We start from the raw sequence: 15,958 nt of genomic DNA, 5'->3' as shown, positions 1-15,958 counted from the left end.
CATTCGCGGCGATCTTAGTCTGCAAAGTGATCCCATCCAACGGTGTCAGCGGCTTGCCCGGCAATCCGGATACCGCTGCCTGGCGGCTCGACAACGGCTTGAACCGAGCCTATCGCAGTGAAGCCCTCCGGTAGCTGAATTCCAGCTGGGAACGTAGCCAGCAGCCCGTGATCCTCCCCGCCACCCAGGACCCAGGACATGGCATCGGCGCCCAGAAGTGTTGCTGCCGGCTCCAAGGGTACCGTGTACGCCTTCAGGGCCGTGGGATCGAAGTCCAGGACTACCCCGCTGGCCGAGGCCAGCCGGTTGCCGTCGCGTAAAAGGCCGTCCGAGATATCCAACATGGCGGAGGCTCCAGCCCGCGCGGCGGCAGGGCCCGCCGCCAGAGGAGGCAGGGGGCGGCACTGGTTGTCCACCAGGGCACGGAGTTCGCTTGCCAGGCTGCCCAGTGGAACATCGCTTTCAAGGAGGGCCCACCCGGCCGCGGCCCGGCCCAGTGTGCCGGCCACGGCGAGTCGGTGGCCGGGTTTTGCGCCCGAACGCACCACCGGTGCAAGACCGTCCAGCGAACCCACGACGGCGACCGTCACCGCGATCTCGCGGCCACGGCCAAGGTCTCCCCCGGCAACGGAGCAGTCGATCGGGCCCAACGCGGTGATGGCCGCAGTCAGGCCGTCGGCAAAGGATTCGACCCATTGCACCGGCGTGCTCGGGGGCATGGTCAGGCTGACAACCAGCGAAGTAGCCGTACCGCCCATGGCGTTGATATCGCTGAGGTTCTGGGCCGCAGCTTTCCAACCGACATCAAACCCTGTGGTCCGGTAACCGTTGTTCCATTGCAGCCGGAAGTCCTGGTCCTGGGTCTGGGTGTCGATGGAGATCAAGGTGCGGCCATCCGGAGCGGCAACCAGGGCAGCATCGTCCCCGGGCCCCAACAATATTCCTGGACTGCGGTTCAGGCGCGGAAAGATCCGGGCAAGGAGCTCGGACTCCGAAAGGTCTTGGACGATCAATTGTTCTGCTGGCACGGCTCTACGCTATCGCGATCCACCGACAGGATAGCGTCGGGGCCGTTTCCACGGGTCATCCCGGATTGTGACCCGGACAACGCGAATCTGCGGGCCAGCACACGCGGGATAGGCTTGATCCATGCACCACAAGACCCTCCGACGGACTGCCATGTCCGCGTCACTGGCCGTTGCTTCCACCCTCGCCATCACGGCCTGCTCGCCGGCCGTGGACGTCACGGCAGCTTCGGATGCGGCCAATCCTGCCTGCGCCCCGATGATGGTGGCCCTCCCGGACCGGATCGGGGACGCCGCGCTCCGCAAGACCAACAGCCAGGCCACGGCGGCATGGGGTGACCCGTCGCAGGTGATCCTCCGGTGCGGCGTGAATGTTCCCGGTCCCACCACAGACCGCTGTGTGAGCGTCAACGGCGTCGATTGGGTCATCAAGGAAGGCGACCCCGTTTACACCTTGACGACGTTCGGCCGGGAACCGGCCACGGAAATCCTGATCGACCCCGCCAAGCTGGAAGCGGCCAACATCAGCTCCGCCACCGTCCTGACCGAACTCACCGCTGCAGTCGGCAAGATCAAGGCGACCGGCAAGTGCGTGGGCCAGGAAGACCTCCAGAACCTGCCGACCGGCAAGTAGTTGGCGCAGGCCAGTCTTGAGTTAGCGCAGGCCGGTCTTGCGGGTCAGCGCCAGCTGGATCAGTTCATCGATCAGTTCGGCATAGCCCAGCCCTGAGGCCGCCCACATTTGCGGGTACATGCTCTTGGGGGTGAAGCCAGGCATGGTGTTGATCTCGTTGATGATCAGCTCGCCGGCCGGGGTGTAGAAAAAGTCGACGCGGCTGAGTCCTTCGGCGCCAACGGCGTCGAAAGCGACTGCGGCCAGCTCCCGTACGCGGGCGATGGCCTCGTCCGGCATATCGGCCGGGCAACTAAGTGCGGCAGCGCCGTCTTCCACATATTTGGCAGCAAAGTCGTAGAACTGGTGCTCTCCGGCTGCCACCGCAATTTCGCCGGGCATGGAGGTTCGGGGAACGTCGGTGCCACGTCCTTGGAGAACGGCGCACTCAATCTCCCGGCCAACGATTCCTGCTTCGATGACCAGCTTGAGATCGTGCCGGCGGGCTTCCTCGATGGCGGCGTCGAGCCCCTCCAGTGAATCCACTTTGGAGATGCCCATGGAGGAGCCGGCCCGGGCCGGTTTGACGAACACCGGGAACCCCAACTTGTCGACGCGCTTCCGGACAGCCTCCGCATCAGTGAGCCAGTCACGGTCAGTCACAGCCACATACGGTCCCACGGTCAAGCCGGCAGCTTCGAAAACCACCTTCATGAAGTGTTTGTCCATGCCCACCGCTGAGGCCAGTACACCGGCGCCAACGTAGCGTGTATCGGACAATTCAAGGAGACCCTGGACAGTTCCGTCCTCGCCCCACGGCCCGTGCAGCAGCGGGAAGACGACGTCGACCGAACCCAACTCCTGGGGAACCGCATTGGGCTCGGTGACGATCAACTGGTGTTCGCCCCCGACCTCCGCCAGGGTCACAGTCCGGCCCGACGGCGTTACCTCGGGAAGCGCTGCCGAACTCAACGACCATTGGCTGGTGTCGCCTGACGCCAGGACCCATTGTCCCGACTTCGCGATACCGATGGGAATGACCTCATACTTTTCCCTATCGATGGCACCCATGACACCGGCCGCCGTGACGCAGCTGACCGCATGCTCACTTGAGCGCCCACCAAAGAGGATCGCGACCCGGGGGCGGTGTGTAGCGGGAGTGGAATCTTCAGTCACCATCAGTAGTCGCCTTCGGACTTCAGTGCCCGGGCCAGCAGTCGCGGCCCCAGGTCATCAACGGACATTCTGCCTTCAAGCACGGCCACAACGGCTGCCGTGATGGGCATTTCGACATTCAGTTTGCCGGCGAGCTCGTGAACGGCCGGGCCTGATTTGATGCCCTCGGCAGTCTGGGTCATCCGTTCTGCCACTTGTTCCAGGCTGAGCCCTTCGCCGAGCAGCCGGCCGGCAGTGTGGTTGCGGGAAAGCGCCGACGAGCAGGTGGCCACGAGGTCACCGAGACCGGCAAGCCCGGCCATGGTGAGGGCCTCTCCGCCCAAAGCCAGGGCAAGACGGGAGGTCTCCGCCAGCCCGCGGGTGATGACCGATGCCTTGGTGTTGTCCCCCATCTGGCGTCCCTCGCAAATACCCACCGCCAGGGCAATGACGTTCTTGACGATTCCGCCGATCTCCACACCAACCACATCGGTGCTGGTGTAAGGGCGGAAATACGGCGCGGTGCAACAAAGCGCAATGGCAGCCGCTGTTTCGTTATCGCTGCAGGCAACAACTGAGGCGGTGGGCTGCTCCCTGGCGATTTCCATGGCCAGGTTTGGTCCGGAAACCACGGCTACCCGTGAATCGGGGAGCCCCAGTTCCTGCGCAATGACTTCACTCATGCGCGCATCCGTGCCCAGTTCCAGGCCCTTCATCAGGGACACCACCACGGCGTCGGGTGCCAGGAGGGCTTTCCACTCTCCCAGTTGCGGTCGCAGGGACTGCGCGGGGACGGCCAGGACCACCAGCGTTGCGTCCTTCAGCACTTCGGCGACGTCGGTGGAAGCCGTAATGGACGCAGGCAGTTCGATGTCCTTGAGGTACTGCCCGTTACGGTGAAGCGAGTTGATCTCAGCCACGACCTCTGCGCGCCGCCCCCAGATCCGGATGCTGCGTGTGTCACCGGACGCGGCAGCCGCGTCAGCCAGGATCTTGGCGAAGGTGGTCCCCCATGATCCTGCCCCCAGGACAGCAATGGTCTCCGGAATCCCGGCAGGGCTCTCCACGAGGGTCATTCGCCGTCCTCCGGTTCCGGGGTGCCCGTGGATCCACGTTCGACAAAGCGGCCGTGCTTGGACTGCTTGTGCATCGCGGGGTCCCACCGTTCCTTGGGAGCAGTCTCGCCCCGAAGTGTTTCAAGGAGCGAGGTGATGGCATCCATGATGACGTCCGTGGCCTCGGACAGCGTGGCCCGATCCAGCGGCCGGTCTGCGAAGGCGCTCAAGTCCACGGGTGCTCCCACGAGCACCCGCGCAGTCTTGCGCGGGAAGACGTGGAAACGCTTTGCGTACCTGGGAAAGACTTCATGGGCACCCCAGTGGGCTATCGGCACCACGGGCGCCCCGGTCTGCAGCGCCAGCCTGGCAGCACCAGTGTGCCCCTTCATGGGCCACAGGTCCGGGTCACGGGTCAGTGTTCCTTCGGGATAGATGATGATGGCGCCACCGGCGTCCACCACCTCCTTGGCGATCTGCAGCGAACGGTTGGCGCCCGCCGTCGAGCGTTCAACCGGAATCTGTTTGGTGGCCTGGAGCAGTGCACCCAAAACCGGGACTTTGAACAATCCGGCCTTCGCCAGGAAGTGCGGCGGCCGCTTCTGGTTGTAGACCATATGCCCCACGACGATGGGGTCGATCTCGGTGCAATGGTTGGGTACCGCGATGAAACCGCCCTGCGGCAGTTTCTCCAGCCCCTCCCATTTTTTGTTCATCAGGATGTTCATCAAGGGGCGCGCCAGGCCCGCCAGCAAGATGAACGTGGCACGGCTCTTGGCCGATTCCTTCACAGGATCTCCCGCTACTTGGTGGTAGTGATGTCGAAATCGGCGCCCAGGCCAGCCAGTTTCTCGGTGAAGCGCTCGTATCCGCGGTTGATGATGTCAATCCCGGTCACCTTGGAGGTGCCCGTCGCAGCAAGGGCTGCGATGAGGTGGCTGAAACCGCCGCGCAGGTCCGGGATGTCGATGTCCGTTCCCCGCAAGGGAGTGGGTCCGGAGATGACAGCCGAGTGCAGGAAGTTCCGTTGTCCGAAGCGGCAGGGGACGCTGCCCAGGCATTCGCGGTGTACCTGGATGTTCGCACCCATCCGAGCCAGGGCTTCGGTGAACCCGAAACGGTTCTCGTAGACGGTCTCGTGGACGATCGAAACACCTTCGGCCTGGGTCAGCGCAACCACGAGGGGCTGCTGCCAGTCCGTCATGAAGCCGGGGTGAACGTCGGTTTCCAGGACCAGCGGGCTGAGCTTGCCGCCCGGGTGGTAGAAGCGGATGCCGTCGTCGCCGATGTCCATGCCGCCACCGACCTTGCGGTAGGTGTTCAGGAAGGTCATCATGTCGCGTTGGGAAGCGCCCTCGACGAAAATGTCGCCACGGGTAACCAGCGCAGCAGAAGCCCAGGAAGCGGATTCGTTGCGGTCCGGGAGCGCGCGGTGGTTGTAACCCCCAAGGTCCTTGACGCCTTCGATGCGGATAGTGCGGTCCGTCTGGACGCTGATGATCGCACCCATTTTCTGCAGCACCGCGATGAGGTCGATGATCTCCGGTTCCGTCGCCGCCCCGATGAGTTCGGTGATGCCCTCGGCCCGGGTGGCACTGAGCAGTACCTGCTCGGTGGCTCCCACAGACGGGTACGGCAGGGAAATCTTGGCGCCATGCAGGCCATGGGGAGCAGAAATGTGGATCCCGCCCGGACGCTTTTCCACAACTGCACCGAACTGGCGGAGCACATTCAGGTGGTAATCGATCGGCCTGTCGCCGATTTTGCATCCGCCGAGATCAGGAATGAAAGCCTCGCCGATGGCATGGATCAACGGCCCACACAAAAGGATGGGAATCCGTGAGTCTCCGGCGTGCGCGTCAATGGCGGTACTTGAAGCAGTTTTGGCACCCTGGGGATCCAGCGTCAGGTCACCTGTCACGGGGTCCTTCACGACAGTCACCCCGTGGAGCTGCAGCAGGCTGGTGACAACCTCTACATCCTTGATTTCCGGCACGTTCCTCAGCACCGATGGTTCACTGCCCAGCAACGCCGCCACCATGGCTTTGGGCACCAGGTTCTTGGCACCGCGAACGGTCACTCGCCCGGTTAACGGGACGCCACCGCGGATTGTCAGAACACTACTCATCTATACCGGTTTCCTCACGACTACTCGCCCCCCAAACTTACAAAGGCTCCAGCTAAGCATAGAAGCTCGCGTTACCGAACCGAAATGGACGCACCCGGCGATACAAGGATCGGTGTCGCTCCGAAGTCCAGTGACAAGGCGGTCATAGGCCCACGAAAAAGGACCCCCGGGCCCCAACAGGGCTCCGACGGTCCTCTCTCAGCGCAATTCCGAGGTCCCAGCTGCTACTGGACCTTCGCCGGCAGCGTCTTGGGTTTGAACGACGGCCGCGTTGCCTCGTATGCCGTGATGTCTTCCTCGTGCTGGAGGGTCAGCCCGATGTCATCCAAGCCTTCCAGGAGGCGCCAGCGGGTGTAGTCGTCGATCTCGAACGGAGCTACGACGTTGCCGCACTCCACTGTCTTGCTGACGAGGTCCACCTTTACCTCGGTGCCGGGCTGGTTCTCCAGGACCTTCCAGATCAGCTCGATGTCGTCCTGGGCAACCTGGGCTGCCAGCAGGCCTTGCTTCCCGGAGTTGCCGCGGAAAATATCGGCGAACCTCGAGGAGAGCACGGCCTTGAACCCGTAGTCCTTCAGGGCCCAGACAGCGTGCTCACGGGATGACCCCGTGCCGAAGTCAGGGCCGGCCACCAGCACGGAACCGGCAGTGAACGGCGCCTGGTTGAGGATAAAGGACTCGTCCTTGCGCCAGGCAGCGAACAGTGCGTCTTCGAAGCCGGTCCGTGTGATGCGCTTGAGGTAGACCGCGGGGATGATCTGGTCGGTGTCGACGTTGCTCTGTCGCAGCGGTACACCAATGCCGGTGTGGGTTGTGAATGCTTCCATGGGATCCTCCTAGACTGCGGTTCCGGTCAGTGTGCCCGCGGAAACGGACTCGAGGTCCGACGGCGAGCTCAGTGTTCCCCGGACGGCTGTGGCTGCTGCCACCACGGGCGAGACCAGGTGCGTGCGCCCGCCCTTGCCCTGGCGGCCTTCAAAGTTTCGGTTGGACGTGGACGCGCAACGCTCTCCAGGCTCCAGCTGGTCCGGGTTCATGCCCAGGCACATGGAGCAACCGGCGAAGCGCCATTCAGCTCCAAATTCCTTGAAGACCTTGTCCAGGCCCTCGGCTTCGGCTTCCAGGCGGACCCGCGCGGATCCCGGGACAACCAGCATCCGGACGTTGGGGTCTTTGGCCCGGCCGCGAATGATGTCCGCGGCGATACGGAGGTCCTCAATGCGGGAGTTCGTGCAGGAGCCCAGGAAGACGGTGTCCACGCGGATGTCCTTCATGGGCGTGCCTGCTTCCAGGCCCATGTACTGCAGGGCGCGTTCGGCGGCAGCCTTTGCGTTCTCGTCGCCAAAGTCTTCCGGGGAGGGAACCTTGGCGGAGAGCGAGACGCCCTGGCCGGGGTTGGTACCCCAGGTCACGAACGGTTCCAGGGTGTCGGCGTCGAGGTCGACCTCGACGTCGAAGGTCGCGTCCGCATCCGTGTGGAGCGTGTTCCAGTACTCGACGGCGGCATCCCAGTCCGCACCTTCGGGCGCGTGGGGGCGACCCTGCATGTAGTCGTAGGTGGTCTGGTCCGGGGCCACCATGCCCGCACGTGCACCGGCTTCGATGGACATGTTGCAGATGGTCATGCGCGCATCCATGGACAGGGACCGGATGGCCGAGCCGCGGTATTCCAGGACATAGCCCTGTCCGCCGCCTGTGCCGATCTTGGCGATCACAGCCAGGATGATGTCCTTGGCTGTGACGCCGGGGCGCAGGGTTCCCTCAACGTTGATGGCCATGGTTTTGAACGGCTTGAGCGACAACGTCTGGGTGGCCATGACGTGCTCAACCTCGGACGTGCCGATGCCCATGGCCAGCGCACCAAAGGCGCCGTGCGTGGAGGTGTGCGAGTCGCCGCAGACTACTGTCATGCCAGGCTGGGTGAGGCCCAACTGCGGACCGACCACGTGGACGATGCCCTGCTCTTTGTCACCCAGGGAGTGCAGGCGGACGCCGAATTCCTTGCAGTTGGCACGCAGCGTTTCAATCTGGGTGCGGCTGGTCAGGTCGGCGATCGGCTTGTCGATGTCCAACGTAGGAGTGTTATGGTCCTCCGTGGCAATGGTGAGGTCCACGCGGCGCAGCTTCCTGCCCGCCAGGCGCAGGCCTTCGAAGGCCTGCGGAGACGTCACTTCGTGAACGAGGTGCAGGTCGATGAAGAGAAGGTCGGGCTGGGCATTGGCTCCTTCGCCCTCACCTTTGCGCACGATGTGCGCATCCCAGACTTTCTCGGCCAGTGTCTTTCCCACGGCCTGCTCCCTTCACTGCGGTTTGGTTGTTCCTAGACCACTGAAGCAGCACCGCTGCGAAATAGGCCAGTGAAACAACTTGCATCTCAGATATTGAGACGGCAATATCATTACATGGACAATTCTAGTGGAGTCGGTGTCATTGATAAAGCGGCCCAGGTCCTCGATGCCCTCGAGGCCGGACCAACGACGCTCGCCCAACTTGTAGCTGCCACGGGCCTCGCCCGGCCAACGGTTCACCGGCTCGCTCTGGCGCTGGTTCACCACCGTTTGGTGAGCCGCGACATTCAAGGTCGATTCGTCCTCGGCAGCAGGCTCGTGGAGTTGGCATCCGCTGCCGGAGAAGACCGGTTGATCGCCTCGGCAGGCCCCGTGCTCATCCAGTTGCGGGATGCCACCGGCGAAAGTGCCCAGATTTTCCGCCGGCAGGGCGACTGGCGCGTGTGCGTGGCTTCCGCGGAACGCCCCATCGGCCTCCGGGACACGATTCCCGTTGGTACCCAGTTGTCCATGAAGGCCGGCTCCGCCGCCCAGGTACTCCTGGCATGGGAAGATCACGACCGTCTTCTGGAGGGGCTGCAGAATGCCCGCTTTACGCCCACCGTCCTGGCAGGAGTACGACGCCGGGGCTGGGGTCAGAGCCTCGGCGAACGCGAACCCGGGGTCGCCTCGGTTTCGGCCCCCGTCCGTGGGCCTTCCGGAAGGGTGATCGCGGCCGTCTCCATCTCGGGTCCCATTGAGCGCCTCACCCGCCAACCGGGCCGCCTGCACGCCGAAGTGGTCTGCAACGCTGCCCGTGTCCTGACCGAAGCACTACGGAAGAACAACGACTAGTCCCCCACTGGTCTACGCTGTTCCAGCATCCACCCCTCCGGACGGGAGCCCAGCATGAACAACTACGCGATATTCCTCCGGGGCATCAACGTCGGCGGGATCAACATCAAGATGGCCGACCTCAAGACTGCGCTCCAGGACTACCCGTTCACCAAGGTCAAGACATTACTGGCCAGCGGAAACGTGGTGCTGCAAACCGAACTCAGCGCCAAGGACGTCAAGGACCAATTCGAGAAGTGCCTCAGGGATGCCTTCGCCTACGACGCCTGGGTGGTGGTTCTCTCTGCCGATCGGGTTGCCGAACTCGTCGAGGCTTGTCCTTACCCGGCCGACGACAAATCCACCCACAGTTATGTGACGCTGGCATCCGATACCGCCATGCTCGACGAACTTTTCGACGCAGGGCAGGCATTGGACGGCGTTGAACAAGTACGGCTCGGCCCCGAAGCGTCCGCCTGGTTGGCGCCCGCGGGCGGCACGCTGGACAGCCCTTTCAGCAAGCTCTCTTCGAAAGCGCGCTATAAAGCCAGCACCACCACCCGGAACCTGCGGACCCTCATCAAAGTCAGGGACGCGGTGGCAGCACTCTAGGTCGAACGGGCATCCTTCAACGCCGCGTTAAAGGCCTTGAGGCGTGTCATCTCCACCTCGACGGGCTCAACGATCCGCTTCTCGGCCACTGCGGCCACTGACACCTTCAATCGTTTCGCCGCTCCGGAAGCCCGCAACTTAGCTGCCCAGCCACCCAGGAAGCGGCCAACAATAGCCAAGAGGATTCCCAACGCCACTCCCCCGGCCACCATCAAAGTGGGCCACGGCCAGCCCTCCGTTCGCGGGACGTCCGGCACCGGCATCTGGAAGTAACCCAGCGCGGCCAGGACTCCGAGCCAGCCAAGTCCACCCACCGCCACCACGAACGCCAACCATTGCAGGGAGTTGAACAGCGCCCACCACACGGGCCTCTTTGCGGCCTTCAGGTCGGTTCCGGCGATGGCCTGGTCCAAGGCATCGGGCAGTTGTTCGCGGCCGTCCCTGGCGACAGCGCGGATAGCGGCGCGCCACGGTCCCGGAGCACCTGTGGACGCGTCATCCACGAAGTCCCGGACAGCGGCATCCGTCCGCGCCCGCTCGGGCGCGCCTGCCGGAGGCAGGGAGGTCCGGCTCAGCTCCGGCCTAGTATCACCCCGGCCCAGGTTCAGCCTCCGCAAGGGGTCCGGTCGGAAGCGGAGCAGCCACCGGGTCACGGGCCATCCTGTCCGCCGGGCCGACTCCCTCTTGAACGAGCGCTGGACCGCGTCCACTACAACGGGCACGTTAGCTGCGGCAGCCAACTCCGACGCGAGCCGTGCCTTGGCATTTGCCTTGATCCCGCGCGCTTCGCCCGCCCCTGAGGCTCTGGCCAGTTCCGTGGCCGCCTTGGCTACATCGGCCGCGAGGCGCTGTGTCGTTGCCTCCCGCTGGACCACGACGTTCCTGATCGCATCGCGGACGGCCGCTACGCCGTCGCCCGTCAGCGCGGAAGCACTGAGCACGCGGACCTTCCCCAGGCCATCGCGGGCCAGGATGCCCCCCAAGGACTGCATGACGGCGGAGGCGTCCGTGGGGCTGAGCCTGTCCACCTGGTTCAGGACCACCAGCGTGACGGCGCCATGGGAGGCCATGGGCTTCAGGAAATCATTATGGACCGCCGCGTCTGCATACTTCTGGGGATCAAGGACCCACACCAGGACGTCCACCATGCCCACCATGCGCTGGGCGATCTCCCTGTTCTCGGCGCGGGTGGAGTCGAAGTCCGGCAGGTCAAGGAGGACCAGGCCTGTGTCTTCGTCCGCAAGCCCGGCCACCGGTGGCAGGGTGTGGCGCTCCTTGACCTCCAACCAGTCCAGGAGTGGACCGCTGCCGTCTTCTCCCCAAACTCCCGCCAAGGGCTCTGAAGTGGTGGGACGCCTCGCCGTCGCTGTCGCCAGCTCACTGCCGGAGACTGCGTTGAACAACGAGGACTTGCCGCTGCCGGTGGCACCAAAAAAGCCCACCACCGTGTGTCCTGCTGATAACGAACGCCGGGACGCTGCCCGCTCCAGGACGTCGTAAACCGATTGAAGCTCTTCGTCAGGAAGCACTCCTTCGGCAAGTTCCCGGGCTTCGTTGAGCGATTCAAGCCTGCGCTGCAGGCGGGAGGATTCACGGACCTGGCTGTGGCGGTTCATGCGGCTTCCGCCATGCGGCGAAGTGCTGTGGCGTGCCGGGCGAGGTCGTTGCGGGACCGTGGATGCGCTGCTTCAAGGCGGCCCAGGAAGCGTTGCTTTTCATCGTCCAGGAGCCGTTGACATTGTGTGTGCAGGTCTTCCCTGGCCTGTTGCGCCAAGCGCCTGACCGCGTCCTCCCCAAACACAGCTTCCAAGAGTTTCTGACCCACTACTGCCGTTCCACCCGCGATCCCGATCTCAAGGCCTGTCAATCCGGCGGTCATCGAAAACACCACCACCATGAGCGCGGCACCCAGCCCGTTGATGCCGAAAGACAGCCAACGCGCCTGGGTCCGCTTGCCCTGTCCCTGCGTCCGGATCATCTCCATGAGGCCTTCCTGCCACGCGCGGATGGCGGCGGCAGACCTGGCATCGAATCCTTCGCTGGTGCCGGACAGGTCATCGGGGCCCAGCAGCTGGCGCCCCGCGGGATCCGAACGCCATCGCCTGTCCACGTTCTCCGCGGCGTTGGCAGCCTCGTCCAGGATCACTGCCTGCAGCCCGGTTTCGATGGCCGTCTCCACCTTCACGGCGGGGGCGGGTTCGCCCCGGAAGAAGGCCCCCATGCGGTCGCGCATGCGACCTATGTTTTGCTCGAGGGCCCTGAAGAACTCACCCGTGCCCACAAAGTCCTGCCAGCGTGCCAGGACTTCACCCCGCAGGAGCGCTCCGTCTTTGGTAGCGGCGAGAATGCGCGTAAGTGCCAGCTCATATTCCTCCACACAACTTTCCTCCAGCTCGCGCGCCGCGGTGTCCTGCGCTGCCGCTGCGCCGGCTATGCCGTCCAGGCGGGCACTCACCGCCTTGACAGCTCCATTGAGTGTGCGGCGGGCGACGTCAGCACGTCCTGCTGCGTTCGCAGCCAAGGCGCCCAGCCATTGACGCAACGGGACCACCGCCTCGTGGGGCAGCATGCCAAGCGCGTCCAGCTCGCTTTCCGGAACCACGAAGAGCTTCGCTTCGCCAAGGCCCTGCCGGTCCAGCATCGCCTGCAGATCGGCCCTCACCTCATCCTCGGCGGCGGCCGGTACCCGGTCCAGCACCACGGCGACAGTGATGTCCCGTGAAGCCGCATCCAGAAGCAGACGCCAGGGGACGGCGTCGGCGTATCGGTTTGCGGTGGTGACAAACACCCAAAGGTCCGCAGCGGCCAGGAGCTGCCCGGCCAGCCTGCGGTTGTCATCGGAGATGGAGTCGACGTCGGGCGCGTCCAGCAGTGCGATGCCTTGGGGCACGTTGTCATGGCCCACCAGTACCAGTGACGTGATCGCCTGCGCGTCAGGGGCCGCTCCGGCCTGGTTGGCCGGCACAGGGTTTGCCGACACCGTGCCGCGGATCCGGTGCAGGTTTGGCAGGATGCGGTTCCCTTCGAACCACACGGCATCCTGAGGGTGGTGCAACAGGATGGGCTGGCGCGTCGTGGGCCGGATAGCCCCGGCGCGCGTCACCGGAAAGCCGACCAGCGCGTTGACCAAGGTGGATTTACCGGCTCCGGTTGAACCGCCGACGACGGCCAGCAGCGGAGCGTCCAGGCTCCGGTAGCGGGGAATAACGTAATCGTCGAGCTGGGCCAGCGACTCACGGATCCACTGGCGGGCTTCCTGCGCCTCAGGCACCGCCAGCGGCAGGGTGGTGGCCGCGAGTTCGGCGCGTGCAGCTTCCAGGGTTTCGACGGCGGCCGCAGCCCCTCGGGGTACTGGACTGGCCCCGGATGCTGATGGGTCTTGGTTTGCGATCACAGCATCATCATGCCAGCCCGATCACTATAGGACGCTCGGGGCAGGCGCCAGGGCAAAAAGAAATCCCCCGGAACCGTGAAGTTCCGGGGGATTCAACTGTGACCCCAGCGGGATTCGAACCCGCGTTACCGCCGTGAGAGGGCGGCGTACTAGGCCGCTATACGATGGGGCCTCGCACTTTTATCACCGTTTCCGGCGATCAAGCTGAATGAGTATTTCATACTTTCAGCTCCGCTCCAAATCGCTTCAGCGAAGTGGAAGGTTCCGATTTTCCGCGTATTCACGCGGATTTTCAGAGCTGGGATACCAGGACTCGAACCTAGAATGACGGTACCAGAAACCGTAGTGTTGCCAATTACACCATATCCCAAAGTGACTTTCGGACCGGAGTTCCTCGCCGCGGTTTCCCTTGGCTTTTCCCTCCGTGCCCCTCAGCACGAGTAATGACTCTACCGGAGTCTCGCCACCTGCACAAATCGTAAAGCCGTTACCTGCATCACACGGATCTCAGGCTGCGGTCGGAGCCGTCATCAGCAGGCGGGATAGGGAATCCACCTGCCGTCCAGTGAACTCCTCCACCACTTCCCCGGTCCTGTTCAACCACACGCCCACCAGTCCCGCCGCGGTTGCTCCGTCCGCATCGAGGAGTCGGTTATCGCCAACGTAGAGGGTCTCCGCCGGCGAAGTCCCCAGGAGGCGCACACCTTCGAGGTATATGGCAGGGTCCGGCTTGGGCACGCCAACGGTGTCCGTGCCCACCAGTGTCGCGATCCTGGCCAAACCGGCGCTGTCCAGCTTCGCGCGCTGGTAGTCGTGGACGTTGTTACTGACCGCGCCGTAGGGAATCCCCGCCGCATCCAGTGCGTCCAGGACTTCTTCAACGTCGTCGAAAGCCCGTACGTATGACGTCTGGCGCCGGTGATACTCGGCCACCCATGCCTGGGACTCCTCGCCGTCCCCCAGTTCCACGCCAAAGTGGCCCAGGGCAGCCCTGCCGCGAAGCAGCCGCTGCTCGTTGAACGTCAGCTCCCCTGCCAGGTAGCGGTCATAGAAATGCGTGGTTTCGTGCGTGAAGATGCGTCCGAACTTCACCCACCCGGCCTGGTCCAGGCCGGGCAGGAGATGTTCGCTGACATCGCGCAACGCCGTCGTCATGGCGTACTCAAGGTCCACCAGGGTGTCATCAATATCGAACAGGACACCACGGATAGTGCCAAAAGTGCTTGCTATCGCCATGACGTTCGCCGTTACTGGCCGCGGAAAGCGCGGACGCGCGCCAGTGCGGAATCCTTGCCCAGGATCACCATGGATTCGAACAGCGGCGGGGAAATGCGACGACCGGAGATGGCCGTGCGCACCGGGCCGAACGCGGCGCGGGGCTTGATGCCCAGGTCCTCGACCAACGCCTGCTTAAGTGCAGCCTGGATGTTCTCGGCAGTCCAGTCCGTAATGGGCTCCAGTGCCGCCAGGGCCGCATCAAGGACCTCCTCCAGGTTCTGGGGCAGACCCTTCCGGGCGTCGTCCGCGACGTCGATCGCGTCATCAGCCTTGAACAGGAAGGCCAGCATTTCCGGAGCCTCGCCCAGGAGGGTGATCCGTTCCTGGACCAAGGGAGCTGCCTCTGCGAGGATCTCCTCCTGCCGGGGGGTGAGGATCTCACCGACGAAACCGGCAGCGCGGAGGTACGGAACCAGCCGCTGCTTGAAGTCTTCCGGAGCAAGCATCCGCACGTGGGTTCCGTTGATGGCTTCGGCCTTCTTGATGTCGAAGCGTGCCGGGTTGCCCAGGACGTCATGGATGTCGAAGTTGGCAACGAGCTGCTCCACGGTGAAGATGTCCTCATCCGCGCTCAGGGACCAGCCGAGCAGCGACAAGTAGTTGAGCAACCCTTCGGGGATGAAGCCACGCTCGCGGTGCAGGAACAGGCTCGACTCGGGATCGCGCTTGGAAAGCTTCTTGTTGCCCTGGCCCATAACGTACGGAAGATGCCCGAACTCCGGCATGTACTCGGCAACCCCAATGGCGTAGAGCGCCCGGTACAGCGCAATCTGGCGCGGAGTAGAGCTCAGCAAGTCCTCGCCGCGCAGGACGTGGGTGATCCCCATCAGGGCATCATCCACCGGGTTGACCAGGGTGTACAGCGGGGCTCCGTTGGCGCGGACCACTGCAAAGTCAGGGACCGAGCCAGCCTTGAAGGTAATTTCCCCCCGGACCAGGTCGTTGAAAGTCAGGTCCTCGTCCGGCATGCGCAGGCGCAGGACAGCCTCCCGGCCTTCAGCCTTGAACTGGGCGAGCTGCTCCTCCGTCAGGTGGCGGTCAAAGCCGTCGTAGCCGAGCTTGGGGTCGCGGCCGGCTGCCTTGTGGCGGGCCTCGATCTCCTCCGGAGTGGAGTAGGACTCATATACGTGTCCCCCGGCCTTGAGCTTGGCGATGACGTCCTGGTAGATGTCGCCGCGCTGGGACTGCCGGTACGGTTCGTGCGGTCCGCCGACCTCGACGCCTTCATCCCAGTTGATGCCGAGCCACTTGAGGGCATCCAGCAACTGGTGGTAGCTCTCCTCGCTGTCGCGGGCAGAGTCGGTGTCCTCGATGCGGAAGATCAGCTTGCCGCCGGTGTGGCGTGCGTAGGCCCAGTTGAACAGGGCCGTCCGGATCAAGCCAACATGCGGAGTTCCGGTCGGTGACGGGCAGAAGCGGACGCGGACAGGAGTCTCGGCGTTGACGGCAGGGATGACGCTGGGGGCAGCGTTGGACGCAGAAGCAGTAGTCATAGTGGTTCCAACTTTACCGCTTGGCGCAGCCTGGGTTTCCCGGCCCTTAAGGCTCGACGGCGGCACTCGCCTTTCGTGCGAAAGGCGAGTGCCGCCGTCGTGGT

14 protein-coding genes and 2 tRNA genes are annotated in these 15,958 nt (G+C 64.1%); 3 read left to right on the top strand and 13 right to left on the bottom strand.

The features are described from left to right. Positions 1–14: 14 nt before the first annotated feature. On the bottom strand, positions 15–1,028 hold the full coding sequence (gene thiL, locus QRM57_RS14320) for a thiamine-phosphate kinase (RefSeq protein WP_284987104.1): 1,014 nt from the start codon (positions 1,026–1,028) through the stop codon (positions 15–17). Positions 1,029–1,149: 121 nt separating this feature from the next. Here thiL and QRM57_RS14315 point away from each other — a divergent pair, with 121 nt between their 5' ends. Further along, positions 1,150–1,659, top strand: a complete 510-nt coding sequence (locus QRM57_RS14315; RefSeq protein ID WP_257369070.1) for a DUF3515 domain-containing protein — start codon at positions 1,150–1,152, stop codon at positions 1,657–1,659. A 21-nt stretch (positions 1,660–1,680) separates the two neighbouring features. Here the strand turns inward: QRM57_RS14315 and QRM57_RS14310 are convergent, their stop codons facing one another. From QRM57_RS14310 to leuC, 6 genes are all read right to left on the bottom strand, one after another. Continuing rightward, entirely contained in the window at positions 1,681–2,817 is a 1,137-nt protein-coding gene (locus QRM57_RS14310) for a D-alanine--D-alanine ligase family protein (RefSeq protein ID WP_235521517.1), read from the bottom strand. Beyond that, positions 2,817–3,869 carry an NAD(P)H-dependent glycerol-3-phosphate dehydrogenase gene (locus QRM57_RS14305; RefSeq protein WP_284987103.1) on the bottom strand — a complete coding sequence of 351 codons (1,053 nt, stop codon included), beginning with the start codon at positions 3,867–3,869 and terminating at the stop codon, positions 2,817–2,819. The genes QRM57_RS14310 and QRM57_RS14305 overlap by 1 nt, the downstream gene beginning before the upstream one ends. Continuing rightward, positions 3,866–4,639 carry a lysophospholipid acyltransferase family protein gene (locus QRM57_RS14300; protein WP_284987102.1) on the bottom strand — a complete coding sequence of 258 codons (774 nt, stop codon included), beginning with the start codon at positions 4,637–4,639 and terminating at the stop codon, positions 3,866–3,868. Before QRM57_RS14300 ends, QRM57_RS14305 begins: the two co-directional genes overlap by 4 nt. Before the next feature lie 11 nt (positions 4,640–4,650). Further along, positions 4,651–5,976 carry a UDP-N-acetylglucosamine 1-carboxyvinyltransferase gene (gene murA, locus QRM57_RS14295; protein ID WP_257369073.1) on the bottom strand — a complete coding sequence of 442 codons (1,326 nt, stop codon included), beginning with the start codon at positions 5,974–5,976 and terminating at the stop codon, positions 4,651–4,653. Between the two features lie 224 nt (positions 5,977–6,200). Then, a complete protein-coding gene (leuD, locus tag QRM57_RS14290) occupies positions 6,201–6,803 on the bottom strand; it encodes a 3-isopropylmalate dehydratase small subunit (RefSeq protein ID WP_284987101.1) in 603 nt (200 codons plus the stop codon). Positions 6,804–6,812: 9 nt separating this feature from the next. Beyond that, positions 6,813–8,264: a 3-isopropylmalate dehydratase large subunit gene (gene leuC / locus QRM57_RS14285; RefSeq protein WP_235521522.1), complete on the bottom strand. Its 1,452-nt coding sequence runs from the start codon at positions 8,262–8,264 to the stop codon at positions 6,813–6,815. A 114-nt stretch (positions 8,265–8,378) separates the two neighbouring features. Between leuC and QRM57_RS14280 the strand changes: the two genes are divergently transcribed. Next, positions 8,379–9,098 carry an IclR family transcriptional regulator gene (locus QRM57_RS14280; protein ID WP_014922101.1) on the top strand — a complete coding sequence of 240 codons (720 nt, stop codon included), beginning with the start codon at positions 8,379–8,381 and terminating at the stop codon, positions 9,096–9,098. A gap of 54 nt (positions 9,099–9,152) precedes the next feature. Continuing rightward, a complete protein-coding gene (locus QRM57_RS14275; RefSeq protein WP_284987100.1) occupies positions 9,153–9,689 on the top strand; it encodes a DUF1697 domain-containing protein in 537 nt (178 codons plus the stop codon). On the opposite strand, the gene QRM57_RS14270 is transcribed toward QRM57_RS14275, so the two are convergent. From QRM57_RS14270 to gltX, 6 genes are all read right to left on the bottom strand, one after another. Next, positions 9,686–11,305 (bottom strand): GTPase, encoded by a 1,620-nt coding sequence (locus tag QRM57_RS14270; RefSeq protein ID WP_284987099.1) that lies wholly within the window; start codon positions 11,303–11,305, stop codon positions 9,686–9,688. The genes QRM57_RS14275 and QRM57_RS14270 overlap by 4 nt on opposite strands. Continuing rightward, positions 11,302–13,080 carry a dynamin family protein gene (locus QRM57_RS14265; protein WP_502868652.1) on the bottom strand — a complete coding sequence of 593 codons (1,779 nt, stop codon included), beginning with the start codon at positions 13,078–13,080 and terminating at the stop codon, positions 11,302–11,304. The genes QRM57_RS14270 and QRM57_RS14265 overlap by 4 nt, the downstream gene beginning before the upstream one ends. Positions 13,081–13,182: 102 nt before the next feature. Continuing rightward, positions 13,183–13,255: transfer RNA gene (locus QRM57_RS14260), tRNA-Glu, on the bottom strand. Positions 13,256–13,381: 126 nt separating this feature from the next. Beyond that, a tRNA-Gln gene (locus QRM57_RS14255) sits at positions 13,382–13,453 on the bottom strand. Positions 13,454–13,590: 137 nt separating this feature from the next. Next, a complete protein-coding gene (locus tag QRM57_RS14250; RefSeq protein WP_257369077.1) occupies positions 13,591–14,319 on the bottom strand; it encodes an HAD family hydrolase in 729 nt (242 codons plus the stop codon). A gap of 11 nt (positions 14,320–14,330) precedes the next feature. Then, entirely contained in the window at positions 14,331–15,854 is a 1,524-nt protein-coding gene (gene gltX / locus QRM57_RS14245) for a glutamate--tRNA ligase (protein ID WP_284987097.1), read from the bottom strand. Between the last annotated feature and the right edge of the window lie 104 nt (positions 15,855–15,958).

Source organism: Arthrobacter sp. fls2-241-R2A-172, assembly GCF_030208885.1.
Classification (GTDB): domain Bacteria; phylum Actinomycetota; class Actinomycetes; order Actinomycetales; family Micrococcaceae; genus Arthrobacter.
The sequence above is the reverse complement of the archived record's forward strand: the minus strand, read 5'-3'. Positions and strand labels throughout refer to the sequence as shown.

Coding starts and splice junctions, on each gene's coding strand:
- QRM57_RS14315 (WP_257369070.1), top strand. CDS start 1,150: ATGCACCACAAGACCCTCCGACGGACTGCCATGTCCGCGTCACTGGCC.
- QRM57_RS14310 (WP_235521517.1), bottom strand. CDS start 2,817: ATGGTGACTGAAGATTCCACTCCCGCTACACACCGCCCCCGGGTCGCG.
- QRM57_RS14305 (WP_284987103.1), bottom strand. CDS start 3,869: ATGACCCTCGTGGAGAGCCCTGCCGGGATTCCGGAGACCATTGCTGTC.
- murA (WP_257369073.1), bottom strand. CDS start 5,976: ATGAGTAGTGTTCTGACAATCCGCGGTGGCGTCCCGTTAACCGGGCGA.
- leuD (WP_284987101.1), bottom strand. CDS start 6,803: ATGGAAGCATTCACAACCCACACCGGCATTGGTGTACCGCTGCGACAG.
- QRM57_RS14280 (WP_014922101.1), top strand. CDS start 8,379: ATGGACAATTCTAGTGGAGTCGGTGTCATTGATAAAGCGGCCCAGGTC.
- QRM57_RS14275 (WP_284987100.1), top strand. CDS start 9,153: ATGAACAACTACGCGATATTCCTCCGGGGCATCAACGTCGGCGGGATC.
- QRM57_RS14270 (WP_284987099.1), bottom strand. CDS start 11,305: ATGAACCGCCACAGCCAGGTCCGTGAATCCTCCCGCCTGCAGCGCAGG.
- QRM57_RS14250 (WP_257369077.1), bottom strand. CDS start 14,319: ATGGCGATAGCAAGCACTTTTGGCACTATCCGTGGTGTCCTGTTCGAT.
- gltX (WP_284987097.1), bottom strand. CDS start 15,854: ATGACTACTGCTTCTGCGTCCAACGCTGCCCCCAGCGTCATCCCTGCC.